The organism is Lysobacter sp. FW306-1B-D06B (genome assembly GCF_038446665.1).
Lineage (GTDB): Bacteria > Pseudomonadota > Gammaproteobacteria > Xanthomonadales > Xanthomonadaceae > Lysobacter_J.
In genome coordinates, this window is record NZ_CP151802.1 from 370,983 (window position 1) to 393,238 (window position 22,256).

The following is a 22,256-nucleotide window of genomic DNA, read 5'->3' on the forward strand; positions in this document are numbered from 1 at the left end:
CGATGTCACGCACCGCGTCAGGACGCCGAGCGTTCGATCGACACGCCCACCGCGCGCGCGCCGCGCACCGCGCCGGGCTTGCTCAGCTTCAGGCGCACGCGCTGTACGCCGAACTCGGTGAGGATGATCTGCGCCACGCGCTCGGCCAGCGTTTCCACCAGGCCGAAATCCGACTGGCTCACGTACTCCACGATGCGCTTGCTGACGGCCTTGTAGTTCAGCGTGTCCTCGATGGCATCGCTGGCGGCCGGCACGCGGTTGTCGAAGGCCATCTCGATGTCGAACACCAGCGGCTGGCGGATGCGCCGCTCCCAATCGTAGATGCCGATGAGCGCCTCGATCTCGAGGCCTTCGATGAAGACGTGGTCCATGGGGGGAAGCGCCGGGATTCGTGATTCGGGATTGGGGATTCGGAACAGCAGACGGGGATTTTACGAATCTCGAATCCTGAATCACGAATCCCGTGCTGTCGTCACCGCTTCGAGCGTCGCCATGTCCCAACGCGGCGTCACCCGCACGGCGAGATCGCCGTGCTGGCCCGCCGCCAGCCGCAGCGCACCGGCGTAGGCGATCATCGCGCCGTTGTCGGTGCAGAACTGCGGGCGCGGGAAGCTGACGCGGCCGCCGCGCTTGCGGGTCATCTCGTCGAGCCGGGCGCGCAGGCGCTTGTTGGCACCCACGCCGCCGGCGACCACCAGCGTGTCGCAGCCGGAGGCGTCCATCGCGCGCTCGCACTTGATCGCCAGCGTGTCGACCACGGCGTCTTCGAAGCCGCGCGCGATGTCGGCGCGGACCGTGTCGCTGCGGTCACTGTCCTGCCAGGCCAGCAGGACCTGGGTCTTCAGGCCGCTGAAGCTGAAATCCAGGCCGGGGCGGTCGGTCATGGGCCGGGCGAACTTGAAGGCGCCCGGACGCCCCTGCTCGGCCAGCGCCGCCAGTTGCGGGCCGCCCGGGTACGGCAGGCCCATCAGCTTGGCGGTCTTGTCGAAGGCCTCGCCGGCGGCGTCGTCCAGGGTCTCGCCCAGCAGGCGGTAACGGCCGATGGCCTCCACATGCACCAGCTGGGTGTGGCCGCCGGAGACCAGCAGCGCCACGAACGGCGGCTCCGGGCGACCGCGCTCGGGGTCGTCCTCCAGCAACGGGGCCAGCAGGTGGCCTTCCATGTGATGCACGCCGATGGCCGGCACGTCCAACGCCCAGGCCAGCGAGCGCGCCACGCCCGCACCGACCAGCAGCGCCCCGACCAGCCCGGGGCCGGCCGTATAGGCCACCCCATCGAGGTCGGCGGTCGTGAGCCCCGCCTCGCGCAGGGTCTCGCGCACCAGCGGCAGCAGCTTGCGGACGTGGTCGCGGCTGGCCAGCTCGGGGACCACGCCGCCGTATTCGGCGTGCAGGGCGATCTGGCTATAGAGCGTGTGCGAGCGCAGGCCGGTGTCCGTGTCGTAGACGGCCACACCGGTTTCGTCGCAGCTGGTTTCGATGCCGAGGACTTTCATTGGGGCTTCCGGGAGCGGGCGCAGGGCGGCTTCCGGCGGCCGGAAGCGTGCGTATTCAAGGACCTGCGTCCGTGATGTGGGCCTATGTTGCACCTTCAAGGAGGCCGCCGCTATAATGCGCGGCTCTTCCCCGGCCTGCCCGGGCCGGTTACCGAAACGAGATTACGTATGCCCAGCGTCAAAGTCCGCGAAAACGAGCCTTTTGAGTTTGCTCTGCGTCGCTTCAAGCGCACCTGCGAGAAGGCCGGCGTCCTGGCCGAGACCCGCAAGCGCGAGTTCTACGAGAAGCCGACCCAGGAACGCAAGCGCAAGGCCGCCGCCGCGGTGAAGCGCCAGGCCCGTCGCGCCTCGCGTGACGTGACCAAGCGTCAGCGCCTGTACTGATCGCCCTGGCGGGCCCGCGCACCGCGCGACCCGCTCCCGGACGCATCACACAAGCCGGCCGCGCACTGCGCAGCCGGCTTTTTGTGTTTCCGATTCCCGGGATTCGAGATTAGGGATTCGGGATTCGGCCCGCTTCCCGCGCTGGTCGCCCCGATCTTTCGAATCCCCAATCCCGAATCCCCAATCCCGAATCCCAAATCCCGGACACAAGCCATGAGCCTCAAGCAGCGACTCACCGATGACATGAAGGCCGCCATGAAGGGCGGCGACAAGCACAGCCTGGCCGTGATCCGCCTGATCAACGCCGCCATCAAGCAAAAGGAAGTCGACGAGCGCATCGAGCTGGACGACGCCGCCGTGATCGCCGTGCTCGACAAGATGGTCAAGCAGCGCCGCGACTCGGTCAGCCAGTACGAAGCCGCCGCCCGCGAGGACCTGGCCCAGGTCGAGCGCGACGAGATCGTCGTCATCGAGCGCTACATCCCCGCCAAGATGGGCGAGGCCGAGATCCTGGCCGCCATCGAGTCCGCCATCGCCGAAACCGGCGCCACCGGCCCGGCCGACATGGGCAAGCTGATGGGCCCGCTCAAGGCCAAGCTCGCCGGCCAGGCCGACATGGGCCAGGTGTCGGCGCTGGTGAAGAAGCGGCTGTCCCCGTAATGGTTTTCCGGCCCGCCCTCCGGCGGGCCCCGCAAGGAGGTGCATCATGAAACGCCACGACCACCCGATCGCCTGCTTTCGAGGTCACGAGTAAGCGACGCCGCGGTTACCCGTCCGAGACCCGCGTCAAGCGCGGCGACCGGATCGTGCACGGAAGCAAGGAGTTGCTGGAGAAGCTCGGCCGCAACGACCCCTGCCCGTGCGGCTCGACCCGGAGGTTCAAGGAACTGCTGTCTCCGCGCCGGCCACCATGACGGGTCCGAACGGCACCACTACTTTTAGGGACCGCTAGGCCCCGACCCACTCGACGAAGCCGGGCCCCGCCCGGCTTCGTCGCTTCCGCGCATGGCATCCTAATCCCCGATGGCCCGCATCCCCGACGCATTCATCGACGACCTGCTCGCCCGCACCGACCTCGTCGAGGTGATCGGTTCGCGCGTGCAGCTCAAGCGTCAGGGCAAGGAGTACTCGGCTCGCTGCCCGTTCCACGACGAGCGCTCGCCCAGCTTCACCGTGTCGCCCGTGAAGGGCTTCTACCACTGCTTCGGCTGCGGCGCGCACGGCACCGCGATCAGCTTCCTGATGAACTACGACCGCCTCGAGTTCCTCGACGCGGTGGAAGAACTCGCCAAGCGCCTGGGCATGGAAGTGCCGCGCGACACGCATCAGCGCAATGCCAACCCGGACAGCCAGGATCTCTACGGCGCGATGGATGCGGCGTCGAAGTTCTTCCAGAAACAACTGGCAAGCAACGGCCGCGCGCTCGGTTACTTCGACAGCCGCGGCGTGGACGCCGACACGCGCGCGCGTTTCTCGCTCGGCTACGCGCCCGACGGCTTCAGCGCGCTGCGCGATGGCCTGGGCACCGATCCGCGCCGAATGAAACTGCTCGAACGCGGCGGCCTGTTCTCGAAGAACGACCGCGGCCACGTCTACGACAAGTTCCGCGACCGCGTGATGTTCCCCATCCACGACCGGCGCGGGCGCACGATCGCCTTCGGCGGCCGCGTGCTGGAGAAAGAGAACGGCCCGAAGTACCTCAACTCGCCCGAGACCGAACTCTTCCACAAGGGCCGCGAACTCTACGGCCTGTGGCAGGTGCGCCAGGCGCACAACAAGATCGAGCGGTTGATCGTCGTTGAAGGCTACATGGACGTGATCGCGCTGTTCCAGAACGGCTTCGACACGGCCGTGGCGACGCTGGGCACCGCGACCACGCCGGACCATGCGGAGCTTCTGTTCCGCAACGCGCCCGACGTCTATTTCTGTTTCGACGGCGATCGCGCCGGTCGCGGTGCGGCGTGGAAGGCGGTCGAATCGGTATTGCCGCGCATGAAGGACGGGCGCCAGGCGTTCTTCCTGTTCCTGCCCGACGGCGAGGATCCGGATTCGCTGGTGCGAACCGAAGGCCGCGAGGGCTTCGAAGCACGCCTGCAGCAGGCCACACCGCTGTCGCAGTTCTTCTTCGATTCGCTCAGCAGCGACGTCAACCTGCACACGCTGGAAGGCAAGGGGCGCCTGGCCGAGCGCGCCAAGCCGCTGCTCGCGCAGATTCCCGACGGTGCATTCGGCGATCTGATGAAGCAGCGCCTCACCGAACTCACCGGTGTCGGCGCACGCGCCAGCTCGCCGGAGACGCACGTGCCGGCGCAACGCGCGCGTGCCGCGCAGAACTCGCAGCCCGCATCGAAGCCATCGCTGGTGCGAAGCGCGATCACGATGCTGCTGCAACAGCCGGCCGTGGCGCTGGCGCTGCCGTCGTCGCTGCACTTCGCTTCGCTCGACCAGCCGGGCGTCGGCCTGCTGGTGGAAATCATCGAACTGGTGCACGAGCGCCCGGACATTTCCACCGGCATGATCCTGGAGCACTTCGCCGACCGCAGCGAAGCGCCCGCGCTGACCAAACTCGCCACGGCGCGCGCGGTGGAAACCACGGCGGCGACGCCGTTGGATGCCCGCGTGCTCGACGATGCGGACCGTCGCCAGCGCGCCTTCCTCGATGCGATCGCACGATTGGATTCGCAGGCATTGCAGGCACGCATCGAAGCTCTGCACTCGCGCATGTCGACACTGGTGGACGCGGAGAAGCAAGAGCTGCGCGAGTTGCTCACGCTGCGTCTGCAACAGGGACGCCAGTAACGCGCGGGATCATCCTTCGCGATGCGAAGCCCGACTGACTTCGCAACCTCACCCGGCCTTCACGTTTCTTCGACAGAATCTCTTCCGCACGCCGCAGCGCGCGGAAGGTACGTCGATGCTCACGCGCACACAGCCGTCTCCCGCATCGCTCGCGCGCCTGGTCGCGTGCGTCGCGCTGCTGCTCGTGCTTTCGGGCTGCGCAACGGCGCCGCGCGCGCCGGTTCCTCCGGAACTCACGGGCTCCGCCGTGATCCCCGGCATGCCCGGTGTGCGCGCCGAGTCCGGGCGGCGCAGCGCGGCGATGGAAGCCGACTTCCTCCAGTCGATCAAGGACGAATCGCCCGCGGATTTCCCCGTCGGCGCCAACGGCGAGACGCGCTACGCCTACCTCGCGTTATCCGGCGGCGGCGCTTATGGCGCATTCGGCGCAGGCTTCCTCAACGGCTGGACCGCCACCGGCAAGCGCCCTGCTTTCAAGATCGTCACCGGCGTCTCCACCGGCGCGCTGATGGCGCCGTTCGCGTTCCTGGGCACGCGCTACGACGAGATGCTGTACCGCATCTACACCACCACCACGCGCGATGACGTCTTCACCACGCGCTCGGCGATCGGCGCGCTGCTCAGTCGCGAGTCGCTGGCGCAGAACGCGCCGCTGTCGGCACTGATCGCGCGCTACGTCGATGCCAACACCCTGCGTGAAATCGCCGACGCCCACCGCAGCGGACGTCGGCTCTACATGGCCACGGTCGACCTGGACTCGCGCCGATTCATCGTGTGGAACATGGGTCTGATCGCCACGCACGCTAACGAGCAGGCGCTCGCGCTGTTCCGCCAGGTGATGCTGGCCTCGTCCGCGGTGCCGATCGCGTTTCCGCCCGTGCTGTTGGAAGTGGACGTCGACGGCACGCGCTACGACGAAATGCACGTGGACGGCGTCGTGGGCGCCAACGTCTTCGTGCACGTCGGCGCGATCGACACGTCGAGCCTCTACCGCACCGCCGGACGAATGAACGCCCACGAGGACATCTTCGTCATCCACAACGGCCAGCTGCGCGCGCCGCCGGCGCCCACGCAGCGCAGCTTCCGCGGCATCGCGCTGCGCGTCATCGAAGTCTCCGGGCGCGCGACCATCGTCGGCGACCTGTTTCGCGAGTTCGCCTTCGCGCAGCGCAACGGGTCGGGTTTCCACTGGATCACCATCGGCGAATCGGTCGTGCTGGGCGATCCGCTTGCCTTCGATCAGGAAGCGATGGCGCGCTGGTATGCGGAAGGCGAGCGCGTCGCGCGCGCAGGCCCCAAGTGGTACACGCTGCCGCCCGGCATCACCGAAAGCCCGCCGTAGCGCGTCCCATCGGGCCTGTGGCGCTGCGGCTGGGAGCGGCGTGAAGGTCGCACCGCGCTGATCCGCGGCCCCGCCTCGGCGGATTTCACTCTCTCCAGCCCCGCTTTCGTCGCCCCGCCCCCGCGTTCGTCGCAGCCGCCGGTGCATCCGGCGCCGGGCTCGCTATGCTGCGCCGCATTCCACTGATCGAGCGCGCCGCGTGTTCACCCCCTTCGTCTTCGTCCTTCGCATCGCCATCGCCTGGCTGCTGGCCCTCATGCTGGTGTCGGCCGTGTGGAACGCGCTGCCGCTGCTCAACCGGGTGGAATGGCCGCTGACGGTCCTGGGCATGGTGACCATGGCGCTGGTCGTCGTGGGCGCGTTCTCGCATGTGGGCCGCGTGCGGCTGATCGCCGGGCGCGTGGACAAGGAAGCGCTGGACAACCGCCAGCGCCGGCAGGTGGAAGTGCCGTTCGAGGCCGGCGAGGCCTTCGATCTGGTCGATGCCGCGATCCGCGAATTGCCGCGCATCCGTCAGGTCGAAAGCGCGCGCGACAGCTTGCAAGTGCGCGCGACGGTCGACCGCCCGCAGGACTTCGGCGAGTACCCGCTGGGTCGCTGGAATCCGATGCGCTGGTTCGGCATTCCACGCAATCGCATCCACGCCACGGTCGTGCCGGGCCACGACAGCGGCAGCGTCACGCTGATCTGCGAACCCGAAAGCCCCGCGTGGAGCGACTGGTTCCTGGTCGATGACGGCACCAACTTCGAGAACGCCGAAGCGATCACGCGCGCCATCAGCCGCCGCGTCGCCGAACGCCGTCGCAACGAGAAGAGCGAAGCGGTGCAGACCGCAACCGAGAAGGAGCTCACCGTCGCCAAGCTCAGCCTGCTGCACGCGCAGGTGGAACCGCATTTCCTCTACAACACGCTCGCCAGCGCGCAGTTGCTCACGCGCAGCGACCCGCAGCGCGCGGACGAGATGCTCGGGCATCTGATCCAGTACCTGCGCCGCTCGCTGCCCAGCACCGACAACGAGCTCTCCACGCTGGGCGCGGAGCTCGAGCGCGCGCTCGCGTACCTTGAGATCCTGCGCATCCGCATGGGCCCGCGTCTGTCGGTTCAGGTGGACGTGCCGGAGAACCTGCGCCCCACGCCACTGCCGCCGATGGTGTTGCAGACGCTGGTGGAGAATGCGATCAAGCACGGCCTGGAGCCGCGCACCGGTGGCGGCACGGTCTGGATCCGCGCCCGTCGCGTCGACGACGTGGTGACGGTGACGGTCGCCGACGATGGCGAAGGTTTCAACACCAAGAACAGCGGCACCGGCATCGGCCTGAAGAACGTGCGCGAACGGCTGCGCCTGCTCTACGGCGCGAGCGCGGCGTTGTCGGTGGTCGCCAACTTCCCGCACGGTGTCGCCGCCACGCTCTCGGTGCCGCCCGCCCTGCCGCCTTCCACGCCTTCGCCGGAGGCTCGCCATGTCTGAGTCGCCCTGCACCTGCGTCATCGCCGAAGACGAAACGCTGCTGCGCACGGCGCTGGTCGAACAACTGCGCCAGGTCTGGCCGGAGTTGCAGATCGTCGCCGAATGCGAAGACGGCGCGAGCGCGCTGGAGGCGTTGTCGGAGCACAAGCCGCGCGTCGCCTTCCTCGACATCCGCATGCCGGGGTTGAGCGGGCTCGAAGTCGCCGCTGCCGCCGCGGAAGAGACACCGGACACGCAGATCGTGTTCGTCACCGCGTACGACCAGTACGCCATCAACGCCTTCGAACGCGGCGCGGTGGACTACCTGCTCAAGCCGATCTCGCCCACGCGCCTGGAAACCACGGTGAAGCGCCTGCAGGCGCGCACGGGGAACAACGATGCGGCCACGCTTGCCGCGCTGCTGGAGCGCCTGGGTGCGCGACAGCCCGCACCGGCCGCCGCGCCACCGCTGACGTGGATCACCGCCAGCGCGGGGCGCGAGACGCGCCTGATCCTCGTCGACGAGGTCGCGTACTTCCGCGCCGACAACAAGTACACCACGGTCGTCACCGCCGAAGGCGAAGCGCTGCTGCGCACGCCCATCCGCGAACTGCTTGCCGTGCTGGACCCGTCCACGTTCAAGCAGATCCATCGCTCCACGATCGTGAACCTCAAGGCGATCGCGGGCATCGTGCGCGACGACACGGGCCGCGGCACCGTGCGTCTGAAGAACCGCCCCGAAACGCTTTCCGTCAGCGCGCCGTTCATGGCGCTGTTCCGCCACATGTAACCGATCCGCTTGTTTCCGGCATCGGATGCCACCCTCCTTCGAGGTGACCCATGAAACTCTCGGCGTTGCTTTACTTCGTACTTTCGCTGTTCGGCTGCGATGTCGGTCGCAGCACGTTCGTGGATCGTGTCGTCGTCGACGGTGCGAACGCGCTGGTCAGCCGCGCGACGGTCGAAGCCGGCGTGGCGCGTTTCGAATGCCTGCGCAGCGCCAGCGGGCATTGCTACTACACGGTGTTCCCGCGCGAATGCGCGACCTCCCAGTCCTCGGGCAAAGTCGAGGCGGCCTGCCTGGCGCAGCCGATCGGACGCTTCACCGTCGCCAACGGCGACAGCCGCCAGGTCACGGGCCTGAACGATTTCCGCCTGTGCGTGAGCGACAAGGACGGCACGCCCGGTACGGGCTGCCAGGCGCCGGAGCCGGTCGCGGCGCGGTGAATCGGCACCTGGCCGTTGCCGTTTCGACTGGCCCTCACCCCAACCCCTCTCCCGCGCGCGGGAGAGGGGCTCAGCACATCAGCCGACGCACTTCCTACTGATTCGATGGCCGCGGCCGCAGCACGTTCGTACAACGTGCCGCCGGCGTGCTGCCGCATACTTCGAGACCTCGGGACGACGCGGTACGGTGCGTGCTCAGCTGGATTGCCATTGCCTTCCTGATTGTTCTCGTCGCGGTCGGCGGTGTCCTGCTGCTCACCAACCGGTTCGCGCCGCCGGCCAGCGGTGAAGCCAGCCACGCACTGCCCCTGCAGACTGCGCAGACCGAGATCGACCGCGAGCTCGCTCCGCTGCTGCAGGGTCACCCGGGACAGACGGGCGCGATCTTCCTGTCCGACGGCGTCGATGCGTTCGCCGCGCGCGCGATATCCGCGCGCAAGGCCGGGCGCAGCCTCGATCTGCAGTACTTCATCTGGCACAACGACCTCACCGGACGTCTGGTCGCCAGCGAAGCCCATGACGCCGCGCAGCGCGGCGTGCGCGTGCGCATCCTGCTCGACGACATGAATGCCCGCGGGCTCGACCCGCACCTGCTTGCGCTGGATGCGCATCCCAATATCGAACTGCGCCTGTACAACCCGTTCCGCAACCGCAGGAGCGTCGGCCGCGTCTTCGAGCTGCTGCGCCGGCCGGTCAGCATGAACCACCGCATGCACAACAAGGCATGGATCGCCGACGGCCGTGTCGCGATCATCGGCGGGCGCAACATCGGAGAGCAGTATTTCAGCGCGGACGCGCAGGTGAATTTCCGCGATCTCGACCTGCTGCTGCTCGGCCCCGCCGTGGAGCAGGCCAGCGGCATCTTCGACGCGTATTGGAACAGCGCCGCGGCGGTGCCCATCGCGACGCTGGGCGCCCGCAGCCCCGAGGCGCTGCGTGCGCTGCTGGAGGACGTGCTTCGCGATGCGCGCAGCAATGGCGCGCGGCGTTACCTGGACCGCGTGGACGATTCGGAGCTGGTGCGCGACCACTACCTCAGCGGGCTGCATCCGCACTGGAGCACGGGCATCCAGGTCGTCGCCGATCCGCCCGTGAAATGGGCCGGTGACGACCGCGCGCAGTGGATGGTCGGGCGGCTGGCGCCGATGATCTCGCAGGCGCGCGAGGAAGCGCTGGTGATCTCGCCGTACTTCGTGCCGGGTGAGGACGGCACGGCGCGGCTTGCCGCGCTGACCGGGCGCGGCACGAAGGTCGGGATCGTCACCAACTCGCTGGCGGCCAACGATGTCTACGCCGTGCACAGCGGTTACGCGCAGTACCGCCAACGCCTGATCCAACACGGCGTGGCGCTGCACGAACTGCGCACCAACGCACGCACGCCCACCACGCCGACCTTCGTCGGTACGCGTGCCGCGCTTCACACCAAGGCCTTCGTGCTCGATGGCGTGCGCGGCTTCGTCGGCTCCTTCAACGTGGACCCGCGTTCAAAGAACCTCAACACCGAGATGGGCGTGCTGTTCGACGATCCCGTCATGGCCGCGCAGGTGCGCGCGGAGTACCTGCGCCTTGCCGATCCGGACTTCAGTTATCGCGTGAGCCGGATGCAGGACGGCGCGCTGTGCTGGCTCGACGGCACGCAGACCAGCGCCGTCGTGCTGGACCGCGAGCCGGACGCCGGCTTGCTGCGTCGCGCGCTCGTGCGGGTGTCGGGATGGTTGCCGATCGAGTCGCAGTTGTAGCGGGCGTTAGAATCGAACCACTTCGGGCGCCATCACGATGAAGCCATCGCCCTCGAATGCCGGAACCCCGGATGACCGCGCCACCGTGGAGGCGTCGTCGGGGCAGGCGTTGATGGAATCCGCGCAGGCGTGGGCACGACGGGCGGAACGATCCGCCGACGGCTCGTTGCAGGCATGGCTGCACTGCGCGAGCGATGCCTACCGCGCGCTGGCTGCGGACGAACGCACGAGCGCCGATGCCGCCGCGCTGGCGACGCACGCCGCGGCCGAAGTGCTGTCGCGCGTCCTGCATCAGCATCCCGATGCCTGGTCGCCGGGGAGGGTCCGCATCGGCGAGGTTCGCTTCCACGTCGAACTGCGTGATGTGTCGCCCGATCTTCGGCCGCCGCTGCGGATCCGGCGCGCGCAGGACGTGTCGATGGACGCGTTCGACGGCGAGCGCCACAGCCGCCCGGGGTTCGGCGTGCCGGTAGCGGTACTGCCGTTGCAGTGGGATGCCGAGCCCCTGCATCGGCTGGCGCCGCGCTCGGGCGTGTTCCGCAATCTCACCGCGTGGATCGAGCCCGATGCTTCGCAACCGGACGCAGCGCCGCGCCTGGTGTTCGCCGATCCGTTGAAGCTCGATGCGCTGTCGATCGGCGCGCATCGCTTCCCGCTGGCGCGCGATACTTCCGCCGGTTACGCGTGGGGCATGGAGGTTTCGAAGCTGGAACGCTTGGGCCTGTGGGGATTGATCGGCGGAAGGCAGATCGGACAACGCGCCGGTCTTTATCTGCTGGAGGACTACGACCCCGGCAAGCGTCCGCTGGTGATGATCCACGGGCTGGGCAGCAATCCGCTGATCTGGTCGCGCCTTTCCAATGCGGTGTGGGGGGCGGACGACCTGCGCGCGCGATTCCAGATCTGGCAGGTCGTGCACCAGACGGACGCGCCGCTGCTGGTGGCGCGCCTGCGTTTGCAGGATTACCTGGATGCCGCCTGGCGCGAGCTCGATCCGAAAGGCGAACACAAGGCGCGCGCGGGCACCGTGCTGATCGGTCACAGCATGGGCGGCGTTGTCTCGCGGCTGCTTTGCGCGCACAGCGGCGACGCGCTGTGGAATGCGGCCTTCCTCGTCCCGCCCGCGTCGCTCCGGGCCAGCGCTGAAGACCTGGCGCTGATCCAGCGGATCTTCTCGTTCCATCCTTACCCTGGGGTCTCGCGCGCGGTGTTCCTCGCCGCGCCGCATCGCGGCAGCCCGAGCGCGGCCACGCTGCCGGGCCGCGTGACGCGCGACCTGGTCGGCCGGCGTGCGGTCGAAGTGCACGCGCTGCGCCGCATCGCCCTGGCCAACCCGGAGGCGATCCGGCCGGAGCTGCGCGCGGTGTTCGAACAGGGCTGGATCAACAGCATCACGACCCTGCAGGCCGAACAGCCCGTGCGCCGTGCGGCCGAGGCCCTGCTGCCGGCCCCTGGCATTGCCTACCACACCATCGCCGGCGTGCAGCCGGGACGGCGCGAGAAGTCCGATGGCGTCGTGCCGCTGGAGAGCGCGCTGATCCCGGGCGCGGAGTCGTCCCTCGTGGTCGAGTCCGGGCACCGGGTCCACGAACACCCGCTCGCCGTGGCGGAGGTCCTGCGGATTCTGCGCGGCGCGGGCGCCCATTGAGTCGGGCCCGGCGATGGCGTAGCGTCGCCGCAACCCCGCATGGAGGTGGTTGCGATGAACAAGGAAGTCCGGCTGGCCGCACTGCTCTGTCTGATGCCGTGGCTCGCGCACGCGGGCGAGACGACGCTGATCGAACCCTCGCGCTACGACGCCGCCGAAGCGCAGGCCACGGGTCACCCCAACGAACTGGCGCGCTGGAAAGGCATGCGCGCCTACGACGAAGGCAAGCCCGCCGAAGCCAAGGTGCAATTCGAACGCGCCGCGTGGTTCGGCGATACGCAATCGCAGTATTTCCTGACGCTGATGCACTGGCAGGGCGACGGCGTCCCGCGCGACCCGGTGATGGCCTACGTCTGGGCGGACCTGGCGGCCGAGGGCGGCGAGGTCGAGGCGCTGGTGGCGCTGCGCGAGCGCATCTGGAGCACGCTCTCGCCCGAGCAGCAACGGCAGGCCATCGAGACCGGCCGCGCGTTCCACCCCACGTTCGGCAAGCAGGCCACGTCGAGGCGGCTGCATTCGGAACTTCGGCGTTTCGCGCGCCAGCAGACGGGCAGCCGGCTCGGGCAGGGTGTGTCGAAGCTGGAAGTCGGCGTCGGCGGCACCGGCGCCTACGGCACGCGCGGACGGCCCAGCCACGAATCCCTGCAGGCGACCGGCGACACCTTCTACGCCGCCGAGCGCACGCGCTACGACGACTACCGCCAGGCCGAGAACGCGCGCCTGAGCGACCTCATCCGCGGCGCGGGACAGGTGAAGACGGGGCCCGTGGTGCCGGTTCGCGAGTCCACGACCGACTGAGCAGGCCCGCTTCGCCACGGCGGAGCGCTCGCACGAGACGTGGGTCGCGTATGCGCGGCCCCGGCCGGCATCGCGCGCAGGACGCAGGCTAAGCTCGGGGCTTCCGTTCCGGGGGAACTCCGATGCCATCACGCACGACCGTCCTTGTGTCCGCCCTGCTCCTGGCCATTGCGCTGCCGGCCGCCGCACAGACCGCGACGCCCCCCGTCGCGCGCGAGCAGGTCGGCACCCGCATCAGCGAACAGATTCCCGCGTTGCCGCCGGCGCTGGTCGAACAGCTCAGCCGCTACCAGAACACGCGCGGCGCGACGTTCGCCGGCTGGAGCGGCGATTGCATCCTCATCAGCACGCGCTTCGCCGAGACCGCGCAGGCGCACCGCGTCTGTGAGCCGATGGGCATGCGCGAGCAGCTCACGTTCTATCCCGAACCGCTGGCCGCGATCGAAGCCGCGCCGCCGCGTTCCAGGCTCGACGGCTTCGTGTTCGGCAAGGACGTGGGCGGCAACGAGTTCTGGCAGCTGCACTGGTTCGACCTGAAGACGCGCGAGACCACGCTGCTCACCGACGGCAAGGCGCGCAACCAGGGGCCGCTGTTCTCGCACGACGGCACGCAGTTCGCGTGGAGCAGCACCGCGCGCAACGGCAAGGACACCGACGTGTGGGTGATGGACTTCGCCGCGCACAAGCCGCGCGTGCTGGTCACGCAGGGCGGCCAGTGGAACGCGATGGACTTCTCCCATGACGGCCGCGAACTGCTGGTGATGAAATACGTTTCGGCCGCCGAGTCGTATCCCGGCGTGGTCGACCTGGCCACCGGGAAGCTGACGATGTTCCCGGTGGACGGCGGCAAGGCGTCGCTGAAGGACTTCAAGTATTCGCCCGACGGCCGCGGCGTTTATTACATTTCCGACGAACCGGTGGACGGCAAGGCGCAGGAGTTCCTCACCCTGCGCCATCACGATCCGAAGACCGGCAAGTTCGAAGTGCTCACCGCCGATACGCCGTGGGATGTCGCCGACCTGGCGATCGCCGACGACGGCAGGCATCTGGCCTACACGACCAACGAGGACGGCATCTACCAGTTGCATGTCCTCGCATTGCCCTCGCACAAGGAAGTGAAGCTGGCGCAGCTGCCGGTGGGCGTGGTGGTGAACCTGGGATTCTCGCCCGACAGCAAGCGCCTGGCCGTGACGTTGAACTCGGCCACATCGCCCAGCGATGTCTACGTGCTCGACCTGCGCGGCGGCGCGCCCACGCGCTGGACGCGCAGCGAGGTGGGCGGACTGGATGCGTCGAAGTTCGTCGCGCCCACGCTCGTGCACTACCCCACCTTCGACGCGGTGGACGGACGCCCGCGCATGATCCCGGCGTTCTACTACCGCCCGGCGAACGTGCCGGCCGGGAAGAAGATCCCGGTGGTGATCAACATCCACGGCGGACCGGAAGGCCAGTCACTGCCGACGTTCAACCCGACCGCGCAGTTCCTCGCCAACGAACTGGGCGTGGCGATGCTGCTGCCCAACGTGCGCGGTTCGGAAGGCTACGGCAAGACGTACCTGGGCCTGGACAATGCCGACAAGCGCGAGGATTCGGTCAAGGACATCGGCGCGCTGCTGGACTGGATCGCGACGCAGCCCGAGCTCGACGCCTCGCGCGTGGGCGTGTACGGCGGCAGCTACGGCGGCTACATGGTGCTGGCCTCGCTGATGCACTACAGCGAGCGCATCCGCGCCGGCGTCGACATCGTCGGCATCTCGCACTTCGGCACCTTCCTCAAGAACACCGAGAGCTACCGCCGCGACCTGCGCCGCGCCGAGTACGGCGACGAGCGCGATCCGGCGATGGCGCAGGTGTTCGAGGCGATCTCGCCGCTCAACCACGCCGACCGCATCCGCGCGAAGCTGTTCGTCGCACAGGGGAAGAACGACCCGCGCGTGCCGTACACCGAGGCCGAGCAGATCGTGAAGGCGGTGCGCGCCAACGGACAGCCGGTCTGGTACCTGCTGTTCGACGACGAGGGCCACGGCTTCAGGAAGAAGACGAACGTGGACTACTTCAACGCGGCGACGATGTTGTTCTGGCAGCAGAACCTGATCGGCAACGACGCGGCGGGCACCACGGCGAAGTGACGGTAGGCGCGATGACCGCCCGGTCGGGCGGCCATCGCGCGCATCGCGGATTCAGGCACACAGGGGAAGCAGGCGGCGGCGCGCAGCGTTGACTCCGCCACCACGCTGCGCGGCGCAAGCTCGCATCAGCTTCGGTGGAGAACCGCCATGCGCACCCCCTTCCTGCTTCTCGCCTCGACCGTCATGGCCGCGGCCTGTCTGGCCGCGTGCAGCACCAACGCACGCAGCGATGCCCAGACCAGCGTCGCCCTGCCCGTCCCGTCGGACGACAAGGCCACCGCCGAAAAGGCGCTGACGGCCTTCCTGACCTCGCGCAGCATTCGCGAGATTCCCCTTCACCGCGACGCGACGCCGGACCTGGACCGCGACGGCAAGGACGACCTGCTGATGCTGCTGGACGACCAGAACTGGTGCCAGGCCGACGGCTGCACGCTGCTGGTGTTCCATGGCGAGAAGGACGGCTACCGGCTGGTGAGCCAGTCCGTCTCCGTGCGTGCACCGGTTTCGGTCGGCGCGCGGGTCAATCGCGGCTGGCACGACCTGCTGGTGAATGTCGGCAGCGGCGATGAGGCGGGGACGGTCGCGCTGGAGTACGACGGCACCGGCTACCCAGCCGATCCGACGATGGCGGCGCTGCTGGATCCCGCGCGCCTGCCGTCGGCGACGCCGTTGATCGATGCGGAGATGGCGCCGCGTGTGGCGGCGCAGTGAGCGTGGCGTAGGCGTGCCCCGGGGCTAGACACTGGGAACACCGTCATCCCGGCGAAAGCCGGGACCCAGGCTGTCACGCCTGCCGACGCGACGCGACGCGACACGTCAAATCACATCACGTCATTCCAGCAAACGCTGGAATGACGTGTCGTGGTTCATCCGTGAGGGAGTGCCCGAGTACTGCGGGCCTGGATCCTGGCCTTCGACGGGATGACGACGGGATGGCGTTGCCGGGATGGGAGTGCCCGTGCGCTATACCAATCGCCATGGGCCGCGTCCCGGCCTTCACGCCGAAACAGGGCGAGCGCCAATCATTGCATCGGCGCGTCTGCGTCGGGGCGTCAGCGCCTCAGCGCGTCAGCGACGCCGCCGCATCCTGCTTCACCACCACCCCGCCCTTCATCACGAACGGCACGTGCTCCAGCACCGTCACGTCCCGCGTCGGATCGCCCGCCACCGCGATCATGTCGGCGAAGCGGTTGGTCTCGATCACGCCGACGTCCTCGCGACCCAACGCCTGCGATGCGTTGAGCGTGGCGGCCTGGATCGCCTGCACCGGCGTCATGCCGTAGCGGACCATCACCGCGAACTGCTTGGCGTTGTCGCCGTGCGGGTAGATGCCCGAGTCGGTGCCGTAGACCATCTTCGCGCCGGCCGCATGCGCGCGACGGAAGTTCTCGCGCTGGATGTCGGCCACTTCGCGGTCCTTGCGCAGGTTGTCCTCGAGCACGCCGTTCTTCTTGCCTTCGGCCTGCGTGTAATCGGTGTTGTAGATGTCCATCGACAGCCAGGCGCCGTGCTGCTTGGCCAGGCGGATGCCTTCGTCGTCGATCAGGCTGGCGTGCTCGATGGTGTCCACGCCGGCGCGGATCGCATCCTTGATGCCCGCCGTGCCGTGCGCATGCGCGGCGACCTTCAGGCCCCACTGGTGCGCTTCATCGGCGATGGCTTTCATCTCGGCCAAGCTCAACTGCTGCTGGCCCGGTTCGGTGTTGCGCGAGAACACGCCGCCGGTGGCGCAGATCTTGATGACCTGCGCGCCGTACTTGCGCAGCTCGCGCACGCGCTGGCGGCCTTCTTCCGGCGTGTCGGCGTTGTACGGGCTCTTCTGGTTCATCGACGGCGGATAGAACGTCGAGTCGCAATGCCCGCCCGTGGCGCCGAACGAATATGCAGCGGTGACGATGCGCGGGCCGGTGAGCTTGCCCTCGTCGATCGCCTGGCGCAGGCCGACGTCGTTCCACGCATCCGAACCGACGTTGCGGATCGTCGTGAAGCCGGCCATCAGCGTGCGCTGCGCGTGCACGACCGAGAGCATCGACCAGAAGCGGTCGTTGAACTGCAGTCCGGTGTAGCCGCCGAAGGTGGGATCGGCGTCCAGGTGCGTGTGCATGTCGATCAGGCCGGGCATCAGCGTCATGCCCGGCAGGTCGATGCGCTTGGCGTTCGCCGGTACCGTGGCGCCCGCGCGGCCGACTTCGACGATGTGGCCGTTGCGCACCAGCACCTGCGGACGCTCGATCATCCTGCCCGTGCGCACGTCGAGCAGGCGATCGGCGGTCACCACCACGTCTCCCGCTTCCGTCTTCGCATCGACCACGGTCGGCGCCTGTGCGGATGCGGCGAAGGCGACGGCGACGGCGAACAACGAGGTCAGGGCGAGGCTCAGGCGGTTGCGCGTCATCGACGGTTCTCTGTGGATTGTGGTGGGTGGATCAGTGTTGCGGCTGGAACTCCATCACCGCCGACGGCTGCAGCAGCGGCATCAGCCAGTGGTCCAGCAACAGGAAAGCGAACAGCGCCATCAGGTAGACGATGGAGTAGTTGAAGACCTTCATCGCGTACATTTCGTCCGGCGGGTCCATCAGCTTCCATGCGTAGCCGAGGAACACCGCGCCCAGCACCAGCGCGCCGCCGAGGTAGAACAGCCCGCTCATGCCCGCCGCCCACGGCAGGATCGTCACCGCCACCAGCAGCACGGTGTAGAACAGGATCTGCCAGCGCGTGTACTCCACACCGTGCGTGACCGGCAGCATCGGCACCATCGCGCGCGCGTAGTCGGCGCGGCGGAAGATGGCGAGCGCCCAGAAATGCGGCGGCGTCCACACGAAGATGATCAGCACCAGCAGCAGCGCGTGCGGCCAGTCCCATTCGCCGCGCATGCCGGTGATCGCGGCCCAGCCCAGCAGCGGCGGCGCCGCGCCGGCGATGCCGCCGATCACGATGTTCTGCGGCGTGGCGCGCTTGAGGTACACGGTGTAGATCACCGCATAGCCGATGAGCGAGGCGAAGGTGAGGATCGCGGTGATGGTGTTCACCCACACCACCAGGATCGCCATCGACAGTGCGGCCAGGATCAGCGCGAACACCAGCGCCTGGCGCGGCGTGATCTGCCCGGCGACGATGGGACGCCACGAGGTGCGCGCCATCTTGGCGTCGATGCGCGAATCCAGCAGCTGGTTGATCGCCGCCGCACTGGAGGCGGCCAGCCAGATGCCGAGGAACCCCAGCACCGATTCGCGCAGCGGCGGCAGGCCGGGCACGGCCAGGAACATGCCCACCAGCGCGGTGAACACGATCAGCGCCACGACACGCGGCTTGGTGAGGTCCCAGTACTGCTTGGCGGTGGCGCGAGGCTTGGCGGTATTCATCACGGCTCCGGCGTGCGCAGGCGCGCGAGCAGCGAGACCAGCACGAACAGCAGCAGCACCGCGCCGGCGTTGTGCATCACCGCCACCGACAGCGGCAGGCTCAGCTTGACGTTGGCGATGCCCAGGCCTACCTGTGCGAACACGAGCAGGCCCAGCAGCGTGGCCCAGCCGCGCATGCCCGGCGTGCGGATCAGGCGCAGTGCCAGCCACAGCAGGTAGACGAAGACGACGACGGCCATCATGCGGTGCGCAAGCTGGATCGCGATGCGCGCCTCGCCATCGAGGATGCCGCCCTCGTAATCCACGCCGATCCCGCGCCAGAGCACGAAGGCTTCGCGGAAATCGTGGCGCGGCCACCACTGGCTGACGCAGGTCGGGAAGTCGTTGCCGCAGGCGAGCGCGGCGTAGTTGGCGCTGGTCCAGCCGCCCAGTGCGATCTGCACCGTCAGCACGACGATGCCGGCGATCACCAGCCTGCGCACGGTGATCGCGTCGGCCAGGCGCATCGGGCTGTGCGTCGCGCGCCAGGCCATCCACAGGATCAGCGAGAACGTGAGCAGTCCGCCGAGCAGATGGGCCATCACGACGATCGGCTTGAGCAGCCAGGTCACCGTCCACATGCCCAACAACGCCTGGAAGATGATGACCGCCAGCGTGATGGCCGCGACACGCGCCAGGTCCAGGTTGCTCCAGCGCAGCGCGGCGAACAGCAGGATCGCTTCGCCGGCGATGGCGAGAATCGACGCGGCGACGTGTTCGCCGTGCATGTACAGCGGAATGCCGATGCCGACGAGCACCGCAGCGGCGAGGATCTGCAACACGCCGTGCTTGCGGCGACGCGCGGCCAGCAGCGCCAGCGCGAGCACCAGCACGCCGAGCGTGCCGGCGATCATGCGGTGGAACTGTTCGCGCCAGGCCTTGTGCACTTCGACCGGACGGATCGCCGTGGCGACGTGGTCGACGACTTCATGCGCGGCGGTCGGCCACGCGGCACGGCCGTAGCACGTGGGCCAGTCGGGGCAGCTCAGGCCGGCGTTCGACAGGCGCACGAACGCGCCGAAGACGATCACGCCGAAGGCGAGCGCGACGGCCAGCCACGCAATGCGGTGGAAATGACGGTAGACCGCGGGACGCGAGTGCGTCCGGGATTCGGTAAGCGTGGTCATTCGCGGCTCATCAATCCTGTCGTTCTGGGTCGTGCTCGTACTGGGGCTGCGATCACTTCAGCTTGATCAGCCGGGCCACGTCCGTGCGCAGGCCGGCCGGATCGAAGCCGGGAGCGTAGCGCAGAATCACGAAGCCGTAGGGATCGATGACGTAGGCGGGCACGCCGCGGGCGTTGGCGGGGTCGCCCTTGACGGTGACCTCGTCCACGCGCGGCAGGCCCGCGCGCAACTGTGCGTTGGGCGCCAGCACCTTCAGCGTGGCCGGCGGTTTCACGCCGGCGGGCCAGGCGCAGGTGTCGGTGGGGCACAGCCACAGCACGTGGACCTCGTCCGCGTCCTTGCCGAACAGCTCCCACACCGTTTCGACCTCGCGCGCGAGCGTCGTGCATTCGGCGCCGCAGTCGGCCGGCGGCGCGACCACGATGCGCCAGGTGCGCTCGCCTGCCTTCCACACGTATTCGCCACCCGACATCAAACGCGGCGACAGGTTGCGCACGTCACCCGGCGGCTCGAGCAGTTCGCCCACGTTCTTGGTGCCGGCCGGACGCCAGCCCGAGAAGCGCAGCAGGCCGGCCACGAGCATGCTGCCGAAGAACATCACGAACAGCAGCACCAGCAGCATGCGGTTGCGGTTTCGATTGGGCACGTTCGCGCCGTCGGGGGTGGTGTCGTGGCTCATGTCGAACTCCTTATGGCCGACGGCGCTTGCGGAAGGTGAGGATCAGTGCGGTCGCCAGCACGGCGACCGCCAGCGCGAACCATTGCAGGGCATAGCCCCGGTGTTGGTCCGGCGGAAGGGTGTTGGGCAGCAGTTCCAGGTCGCGTTCGTAGCCGATGCGCAGCTGCGGATCCAGGCGCAGCACGCGCGGCGCGAGCGGCACGGACAGACCGGTTTCGCGCGCGATCGCGGCCAGGTCCACGCGCGTCATCAGCAACGCATCGCCCTGCCGGGCCAGCCCGGGGCCGAGCGCGAGACCGGTCGACGGCGGCGGCACGAGCAGGCCGCGCAGTTCCCATGTGCCGGGCATCTGCGGCACCTGCGGCAGCTTGCGATCGCCCGCGAGCGGCAGCCAGCCCAGGTCGACCAGCATCGGCCCGCCCTGCGACGGCAGGAAGATGCGATACACGCGCACACCGGCGCGGCCGTTGCGCTGCTGGTTGTCGAGCAGCAGGGCGTCGCGCGCGTCGAACACGCCGGTGCCGACGGCCCAGTCGTATTCGCGGGCGCGGGCCGCATCGCCGGCCAGCGACAGCGGCTGCGGCGTGCGCGAGCGCATCACCTGCGCGGCGGCATCGAGCATCGCCTGCTTCTCGATCGCCCGTCGCGACTGCCATAGGCCAAGGTTGCCGAACAGCGTGATCGCCAGCAGCGCGGCGATCCAGCCGACGATGAGGTTACGGCGGCGGCTCACGACTTCCTCGCCCCGCGCTGCGATAATCCCGGCCACGCCCAGTCGCGGGCCCCGTTGGAGGCCGCCATGAACGATTCGCTCAAGACATTGCTGATCATCGCGTTCCTGATCGTCATCCTGTGGAACCTGGGCGCCGGCCTCTATTACATGCTCGTGGACAAGGGCGAGAGCAAGCGCACCGTGAATGCGCTGACCCGCCGCATCGCGCTGTCCATCGCGCTGATCCTGCTGGTGGTGCTGGCCAACTACATGGGCTGGATCAAGTTCCACGGCGGGCCGTGAAGAGCCGGGGTTCGTTATTCGGGATTCGGGATTCGGGATTCGTAAAAGCAAAAGAGCGACGGCATGCCGTCGCTTCTTGCTTTGGGGATCCAGGTTTTCGCTTTTGCTTCTACGAATCCCGAATCCCCATTCCCGAATCCCGGCTTACAGCACGTAGACGAACAGGAACAGGCCCAGCCACACCACGTCGACGAAGTGCCAGTACCAGGCCACCGCTTCGAAGGCGAAGTGGCTGTCCTTGGTGAAGTGGCCCTTCAGACAGCGGAACCAGATCACCGCCAGCATGATCGTGCCGAGCGTGACGTGCGCGCCGTGGAAGCCGGTGAGCATGAAGAAGGTCGAACCGTAGATGCCCGAACCCAGCGTCAGGTTCAGCTCGGTGTAGGCGTGGATGTACTCCTCCGCCTGGAAGAACAGGAACAGCGCGCCCAGCAGCACCGTCAGGCCCAGGAAGACCAGCAGCTGCGTGCGGTGGCCGGCCTTCAGCGCGTGGTGCGCGATGGTGACGGTGATGCCGGAGGTCAGCAGGATCAGCGTGTTGAGCAGCGGCAGGCCCCAGGCCGGAATCGTCTGGTAGACGCCGCCGATGGCGCCCGGGCCGTTGCTCGGCCAGGCGTCGCTGAAGTTCGGCCACAGCAGGGCGTTGGTCATCACGCCGTCGCCTTCGCCGCCGAGCCACGGCATCGCGTAGTGGCGGGCGTAGAACAGCGCGCCGAAGAAGGCGCCGAAGAACATCACCTCGGAGAAGATGAACCAGATCATCCCCATGCGGAACGAGGTGTCGACCTGCTTGTTGTAGTTGCCGCGCACCGATTCGCGCACGACGTCGCTGAACCAGCCGAACAGCACGCCGACCATCAGCGCGATGCCGAAGAAGAACACCGGCTTGCCCCAGCTGACTTCGTTGAACCAGCTGGCGATGCCGAGCATCGTGGTGAACAGCGCGATCGAACCGAGGAACGGCCAACGGCTGCTGTGCGGCACGAAGTAGGTGTTGGCGTCTGGCGAGTGGGCTTGGGCCATGG

General features: G+C 68.3%; 21 protein-coding genes. 13 read left to right on the forward strand and 8 right to left on the reverse strand.

From position 1 onward, the window contains the following. Nucleotides 1-17 precede the first annotated feature (17 nt). Together folB and tsaD are read right to left on the reverse strand one after the other, a co-directional pair. On the reverse strand, nt 18-371 hold the full coding sequence (folB, locus tag AAFF32_RS01710; RefSeq protein WP_216965490.1) for a dihydroneopterin aldolase: 354 nt from the start codon (nt 369-371) through the stop codon (nt 18-20). Nucleotides 372-452: 81 nt separating this feature from the next. Then, entirely contained in the window at nt 453-1,496 is a 1,044-nt protein-coding gene (gene tsaD, locus AAFF32_RS01715) for a tRNA (adenosine(37)-N6)-threonylcarbamoyltransferase complex transferase subunit TsaD (RefSeq protein WP_216965488.1), read from the reverse strand. Nucleotides 1,497-1,664: 168 nt separating this feature from the next. On the opposite strand from tsaD, the gene rpsU reads away from it, so the two are divergent. The 12 genes from rpsU to AAFF32_RS01775 all read left to right on the forward strand — a co-directional run bounded on the left by rpsU (nt 1,665) and on the right by AAFF32_RS01775 (nt 15,720). Then, nucleotides 1,665-1,880, forward strand: a complete 216-nt coding sequence (gene rpsU, locus AAFF32_RS01720) for a 30S ribosomal protein S21 (protein ID WP_031371286.1) — start codon at nt 1,665-1,667, stop codon at nt 1,878-1,880. Nucleotides 1,881-2,093: 213 nt separating this feature from the next. Beyond that, the gene (locus AAFF32_RS01725) at nt 2,094-2,540 is read left to right on the forward strand and encodes a GatB/YqeY domain-containing protein (protein ID WP_342316277.1); all 447 of its coding nucleotides are present in this window, start codon (nt 2,094-2,096) and stop codon (nt 2,538-2,540) included. A gap of 363 nt (nt 2,541-2,903) precedes the next feature. Continuing rightward, nucleotides 2,904-4,679 carry a DNA primase gene (gene dnaG, locus AAFF32_RS01730; protein WP_342316278.1) on the forward strand — a complete coding sequence of 592 codons (1,776 nt, stop codon included), beginning with the start codon at nt 2,904-2,906 and terminating at the stop codon, nt 4,677-4,679. Between the two features lie 115 nt (nt 4,680-4,794). Further along, nucleotides 4,795-6,021, forward strand: a complete 1,227-nt coding sequence (locus AAFF32_RS01735) for a patatin-like phospholipase family protein (RefSeq protein WP_342316279.1) — start codon at nt 4,795-4,797, stop codon at nt 6,019-6,021. A 199-nt stretch (nt 6,022-6,220) separates the two neighbouring features. Next, a complete protein-coding gene (locus AAFF32_RS01740) occupies nt 6,221-7,489 on the forward strand; it encodes a histidine kinase (RefSeq protein WP_342316280.1) in 1,269 nt (422 codons plus the stop codon). Continuing rightward, a complete protein-coding gene (locus AAFF32_RS01745; RefSeq protein ID WP_342316281.1) occupies nt 7,482-8,258 on the forward strand; it encodes a LytTR family DNA-binding domain-containing protein in 777 nt (258 codons plus the stop codon). The genes AAFF32_RS01740 and AAFF32_RS01745 overlap by 8 nt, the downstream gene beginning before the upstream one ends. Before the next feature lie 50 nt (nt 8,259-8,308). Beyond that, a complete protein-coding gene (locus tag AAFF32_RS01750) occupies nt 8,309-8,695 on the forward strand; it encodes a hypothetical protein (protein ID WP_216965477.1) in 387 nt (128 codons plus the stop codon). Nucleotides 8,696-8,886: 191 nt separating this feature from the next. Continuing rightward, on the forward strand, nt 8,887-10,434 hold the full coding sequence (locus AAFF32_RS01755; RefSeq protein WP_342316282.1) for a phospholipase D family protein: 1,548 nt from the start codon (nt 8,887-8,889) through the stop codon (nt 10,432-10,434). 37 nt (nt 10,435-10,471) lie between these two features. Then, a complete protein-coding gene (locus tag AAFF32_RS01760) occupies nt 10,472-12,082 on the forward strand; it encodes an alpha/beta hydrolase (protein ID WP_342316284.1) in 1,611 nt (536 codons plus the stop codon). A gap of 54 nt (nt 12,083-12,136) precedes the next feature. Next, entirely contained in the window at nt 12,137-12,880 is a 744-nt protein-coding gene (locus AAFF32_RS01765; protein ID WP_342316285.1) for a hypothetical protein, read from the forward strand. A 146-nt stretch (nt 12,881-13,026) separates the two neighbouring features. Then, the gene (locus AAFF32_RS01770) at nt 13,027-15,009 is read left to right on the forward strand and encodes a prolyl oligopeptidase family serine peptidase (RefSeq protein ID WP_342316286.1); all 1,983 of its coding nucleotides are present in this window, start codon (nt 13,027-13,029) and stop codon (nt 15,007-15,009) included. 147 nt (nt 15,010-15,156) lie between these two features. Further along, the gene (locus AAFF32_RS01775) at nt 15,157-15,720 is read left to right on the forward strand and encodes a hypothetical protein (RefSeq protein WP_342316287.1); all 564 of its coding nucleotides are present in this window, start codon (nt 15,157-15,159) and stop codon (nt 15,718-15,720) included. Between the two features lie 349 nt (nt 15,721-16,069). On the opposite strand, the gene AAFF32_RS01780 is transcribed toward AAFF32_RS01775, so the two are convergent. Genes AAFF32_RS01780 through AAFF32_RS01800 form a run of 5 tightly spaced genes read right to left on the reverse strand, consistent with a single transcriptional unit; the run spans nt 16,070 to nt 20,949 of the window. Continuing rightward, complete coding sequence (locus AAFF32_RS01780) at nt 16,070-17,404, reverse strand: amidohydrolase family protein (RefSeq protein ID WP_342316288.1); 1,335 nt, start codon at nt 17,402-17,404, stop codon at nt 16,070-16,072. A 31-nt stretch (nt 17,405-17,435) separates the two neighbouring features. After that, entirely contained in the window at nt 17,436-18,371 is a 936-nt protein-coding gene (locus AAFF32_RS01785) for a heme o synthase (protein WP_216965465.1), read from the reverse strand. After that, on the reverse strand, nt 18,371-19,537 hold the full coding sequence (locus AAFF32_RS01790; protein WP_342316289.1) for a COX15/CtaA family protein: 1,167 nt from the start codon (nt 19,535-19,537) through the stop codon (nt 18,371-18,373). The genes AAFF32_RS01785 and AAFF32_RS01790 overlap by 1 nt, the downstream gene beginning before the upstream one ends. A gap of 52 nt (nt 19,538-19,589) precedes the next feature. Continuing rightward, on the reverse strand, nt 19,590-20,216 hold the full coding sequence (locus AAFF32_RS01795) for a hypothetical protein (RefSeq protein ID WP_342316290.1): 627 nt from the start codon (nt 20,214-20,216) through the stop codon (nt 19,590-19,592). Nucleotides 20,217-20,226: 10 nt separating this feature from the next. Next, entirely contained in the window at nt 20,227-20,949 is a 723-nt protein-coding gene (locus AAFF32_RS01800) for an SURF1 family protein (protein WP_342316291.1), read from the reverse strand. A 66-nt stretch (nt 20,950-21,015) separates the two neighbouring features. Between AAFF32_RS01800 and AAFF32_RS01805 the strand changes: the two genes are divergently transcribed. Next, nucleotides 21,016-21,231: a twin transmembrane helix small protein gene (locus tag AAFF32_RS01805; RefSeq protein ID WP_158983730.1), complete on the forward strand. Its 216-nt coding sequence runs from the start codon at nt 21,016-21,018 to the stop codon at nt 21,229-21,231. Nucleotides 21,232-21,375: 144 nt separating this feature from the next. Here AAFF32_RS01805 and AAFF32_RS01810 read toward each other — a convergent pair whose 3' ends face one another. Next, entirely contained in the window at nt 21,376-22,254 is an 879-nt protein-coding gene (locus AAFF32_RS01810) for a cytochrome c oxidase subunit 3 (protein WP_216965456.1), read from the reverse strand. Between the last annotated feature and the right edge of the window lie 2 nt (nt 22,255-22,256).

What these genes read in the sequence shown, in the direction of transcription:
- rpsU (WP_031371286.1), top strand. Translation starts at nt 1,665, where the DNA reads ATGCCCAGCGTCAAAGTCCGCGAAAACGAGCCTTTTGAGTTTGCTCTG.
- dnaG (WP_342316278.1), top strand. Translation starts at nt 2,904, where the DNA reads ATGGCCCGCATCCCCGACGCATTCATCGACGACCTGCTCGCCCGCACC.
- AAFF32_RS01750 (WP_216965477.1), top strand. Translation starts at nt 8,309, where the DNA reads ATGAAACTCTCGGCGTTGCTTTACTTCGTACTTTCGCTGTTCGGCTGC.
- folB (WP_216965490.1), bottom strand. Translation starts at nt 371, where the DNA reads ATGGACCACGTCTTCATCGAAGGCCTCGAGATCGAGGCGCTCATCGGC.
- AAFF32_RS01795 (WP_342316290.1), bottom strand. Translation starts at nt 20,216, where the DNA reads ATGAGCCACGACACCACCCCCGACGGCGCGAACGTGCCCAATCGAAAC.
- AAFF32_RS01790 (WP_342316289.1), bottom strand. Translation starts at nt 19,537, where the DNA reads ATGACCACGCTTACCGAATCCCGGACGCACTCGCGTCCCGCGGTCTAC.
- AAFF32_RS01760 (WP_342316284.1), top strand. Translation starts at nt 10,472, where the DNA reads ATGAAGCCATCGCCCTCGAATGCCGGAACCCCGGATGACCGCGCCACC.
- AAFF32_RS01780 (WP_342316288.1), bottom strand. Translation starts at nt 17,404, where the DNA reads ATGACGCGCAACCGCCTGAGCCTCGCCCTGACCTCGTTGTTCGCCGTC.
- AAFF32_RS01785 (WP_216965465.1), bottom strand. Translation starts at nt 18,371, where the DNA reads ATGAATACCGCCAAGCCTCGCGCCACCGCCAAGCAGTACTGGGACCTC.
- AAFF32_RS01775 (WP_342316287.1), top strand. Translation starts at nt 15,157, where the DNA reads ATGCGCACCCCCTTCCTGCTTCTCGCCTCGACCGTCATGGCCGCGGCC.
- AAFF32_RS01735 (WP_342316279.1), top strand. Translation starts at nt 4,795, where the DNA reads ATGCTCACGCGCACACAGCCGTCTCCCGCATCGCTCGCGCGCCTGGTC.
- AAFF32_RS01765 (WP_342316285.1), top strand. Translation starts at nt 12,137, where the DNA reads ATGAACAAGGAAGTCCGGCTGGCCGCACTGCTCTGTCTGATGCCGTGG.
- AAFF32_RS01745 (WP_342316281.1), top strand. Translation starts at nt 7,482, where the DNA reads ATGTCTGAGTCGCCCTGCACCTGCGTCATCGCCGAAGACGAAACGCTG.
- AAFF32_RS01810 (WP_216965456.1), bottom strand. Translation starts at nt 22,254, where the DNA reads ATGGCCCAAGCCCACTCGCCAGACGCCAACACCTACTTCGTGCCGCAC.
- AAFF32_RS01805 (WP_158983730.1), top strand. Translation starts at nt 21,016, where the DNA reads ATGAACGATTCGCTCAAGACATTGCTGATCATCGCGTTCCTGATCGTC.
- tsaD (WP_216965488.1), bottom strand. Translation starts at nt 1,496, where the DNA reads ATGAAAGTCCTCGGCATCGAAACCAGCTGCGACGAAACCGGTGTGGCC.
- AAFF32_RS01725 (WP_342316277.1), top strand. Translation starts at nt 2,094, where the DNA reads ATGAGCCTCAAGCAGCGACTCACCGATGACATGAAGGCCGCCATGAAG.